The sequence below is a fragment of the Synechococcus sp. R8-2 genome (assembly GCF_047461715.1).
Classification (GTDB): domain Bacteria; phylum Cyanobacteriota; class Cyanobacteriia; order Thermostichales; family Thermostichaceae; genus Thermostichus.
This window is the reverse complement of record NZ_JANSHQ010000473.1, coordinates 1-1,426: the sequence shown is the minus strand read 5'-3', so window position 1 is coordinate 1,426 and position 1,426 is coordinate 1. Positions and strand designations below refer to the sequence as shown.

Here is a 1,426-nt window from a genome sequence, read left to right as displayed (position 1 = left end):
CTTGAGCTTGATGAGTCCTGGTTTTGGTTTCGATGGATGGCAACCAAAAGGCTGCACCCAGTCACGCCTTCCAACCCAGAAAAGCAAAACCCACCGGATAAGGATCCGGCAGGCTGCTGGATTTTGTCAGGAACCCCAAGCCTAGATCCCCATCGATCCCTAGGGAATCGACAGAGATCATCTACACCGTAGACTTCCCGAGAATCAGGTATCGTAGACCCGGCATTCAACAGCATCTGGGTTTTCGGCGCAGTGCTGCTCTAGGCTGCTGGGAGTCCTCGGCTGGTGGCTGCGAGCTGCCAGCACTTCTTCAACCGCATCCCAGGCCGCACGGCAGTGGGGATCCCCTTCGCCGTACTCAGAGCAGACGTTGCGAGCATTTTCCAGCTCTTTGGCGATCACTTCAGACAGTCCCATGTTCTCAAGCTCCTTTAGACTAGATGGGGCCGGTGGCCCGCTGATATAACCGGTTGACGCAGAACCTGTAGGGATTCGGTGTAACCGAGGATCAACAGGTAAAAACCAGCCGATCCAGATGAGGAATGAGTCCAGGATAATGACCTTGTGCCAACCGAATTGATCAACCGGATACATTACCTATTCTAAACAGGGACACCCGGGGGGTGCAGCTACGCTTTCGCGATCTCTTTGGGATCAGGATGCGCAGGGATCCCTCAGGCCCCAAACAGTTGTTCAATCCGTTGCCGCACCTGCTCTGGGGATCCCTGTTGACGCACTTGACCTTCCGAGAGCAAAATCGCCCCGTCTGCCCATTCCAGTTCCGCCAGCCGATGGGTTACCCAGAGGGCGGTGATGCCTTCTTGATCCACCAATTGACGGATGCACCGCAGCAAATCCGCCTGGCTATCGGGATCCAACAGAGCTGTCGGCTCGTCCAAAAGCAGCACCTCGCTGCGCCGGGCCAAAGCCCCTGCCACTGCCACCCGTTGCTTCTGTCCGCCGCTGAGGCCGTGGATGGGCCGACGGATCAGGTGCTTTAATCCGACTTGCTCCAAGGCTGTTTCCACCCGCTGGTGAATTTCTGCCAAGGTCAGAGCCTCTGCTCCCAAGCCAAAGGCCACATCGGCTCCCACCGTGGGCATGAACAGTTGGTGATCCGGGTTTTGAAACACATAGCCCAGCCGACCGCGAATCTCCAGGTGGCCCGAAAGGGGCTGGGGATGGGTCAGGGATCCGGACAATAGTTGCAACAAAGTGGACTTGCCGCTGCCATTGGGCCCCAACAGCATCCACAACTGGCCCTTGGGAATGACAAAACTGCACGCCTGCAAAACCGGCGGACGTTCCGGCCAAGCAAAGGTCAGGCTCTCCACCCGAATGGCCACCTCAGACATGGGGATCCCTTAGCGGCAGAGAGAAAAGGGCTGTCCTCAGCTTTGCAACTGGGCCAAAAAACCGGGACGGG

2 protein-coding genes are annotated in these 1,426 nt (G+C 57.4%); both read right to left on the bottom strand.

Features of this window, described 5'->3' with window-relative positions:
- Positions 1-204 precede the first annotated feature (204 nt).
- Positions 205-417: a CP12 domain-containing protein gene (locus tag NW819_RS11210; RefSeq protein WP_011434185.1), complete on the bottom strand. Its 213-nt coding sequence runs from the start codon at positions 415-417 to the stop codon at positions 205-207.
- A 257-nt stretch (positions 418-674) separates the two neighbouring features.
- Positions 675-1,355 (bottom strand): energy-coupling factor ABC transporter ATP-binding protein, encoded by a 681-nt coding sequence (locus NW819_RS11205; RefSeq protein WP_414331746.1) that lies wholly within the window; start codon positions 1,353-1,355, stop codon positions 675-677.
- Positions 1,356-1,426 lie beyond the last annotated feature (71 nt).

Excerpts from the sequence above, each read along its gene's own strand:
- NW819_RS11210 (WP_011434185.1), bottom strand. The coding sequence starts at position 417 with ATGGGACTGTCTGAAGTGATCGCCAAAGAGCTGGAAAATGCTCGCAAC.
- NW819_RS11205 (WP_414331746.1), bottom strand. The coding sequence starts at position 1,355 with ATGTCTGAGGTGGCCATTCGGGTGGAGAGCCTGACCTTTGCTTGGCCG.